Raw genomic sequence first — 1,017 nt, 5'->3', positions numbered from 1 at the left:
GAGATCACCGGCGCGCTGGTGGGCATCGCGGTGGTGGTGTCGGCGGTGTTCCTGCCCATGACCTTCTTCGGCGGCTCGGTGGGCGTGATCTATCGGCAGTTCTCGGTGACCATCATCGCGTCGATGGCGCTGTCGGTGGTGGTGGCCATCGTGCTCATTCCCGCGCTGTGCGCGCGCTTCCTGAAGCCCGGCGTGCCGCCGCGCACGCGCGGGTTCCTGGGTGCATTCAACCGCCGCTTCGACGCCGCGCAAGGCCGCTACGTGAGCGTGCTGGGCCGCATCCTGCGCAAGCCGCTGCGCTTCACGGCGGTGTATGTCGCCATCGTGGCCGGCATGGGCCTGCTGTACGTCAGCCTGCCCGGCGGCTTTTTGCCGGAAGAAGACCAGGGCAGCGTGATGGTCGCGCTGACGCTGCCGGCCGGCGCCACCTCGGGCCGCACCGACGAGGTGAACCGCGCGGTGGAAAAGCACTTTCTCGAAACCGAGAAAGACACCACCGACACCATCTTCACGCTCACCGGCTGGAGCTACAGCGGCTCGGGGCAGAACATGGGCATGGCCTTCGTCTCGCTGAAAGACTGGTCCGAACGCGCCAGCGCCGACAAGCGCGCGCACGCCATCGTCGAGCGCGCCAGCGCGGCGCTGTCGAAGCAGCAGCGCGATGCCGAGGTGTACGGCATGGTGCCGCCGCCCATCGAAGGGCTGGGCGAATCGAACGGCTTCGAGTTCTGGCTGCAGGACACCTCGGGCATGGGCGCCGAGCGGCTGGTGCAGGCGCGCGAACGCCTGGTGCGCGAGGCCAACAAGGACAAGCGCCTGCAGTCGGTGCGCGCCAACAGCGTGGCCGGTACGCCGCAGCTGCAGGTCGACATCGACCAGCTGAAGGCTTCGGCGTTGCGGCTGTCGCTGGACGACGTGAACACCACGCTGGGCATTGCCTGGGGCGGCAGCTACGTGAACGACTTCATCGACCGCGGCCGCGTGAAGCGCGTGTACGTGCAGGCCGATGCGCCGTAC

At 68.3% G+C, this 1,017-nt stretch carries 1 protein-coding gene; it reads left to right on the top strand.

The genetic code is table 11. The features are described from left to right. Window positions 1-1,017, top strand: a 1,017-nt coding sequence (locus DBV14_RS15265; protein WP_185546025.1) for an efflux RND transporter permease subunit, incomplete at both ends; no start/stop codon positions are given.

The sequence above is a fragment of the Variovorax sp. KBW07 genome (genome assembly GCF_003852515.1).
GTDB lineage: Bacteria > Pseudomonadota > Gammaproteobacteria > Burkholderiales > Burkholderiaceae_C > Variovorax.
Note: the sequence above shows the minus strand (reverse complement) of the source record. Positions and strands in the feature narration are given on the sequence as shown.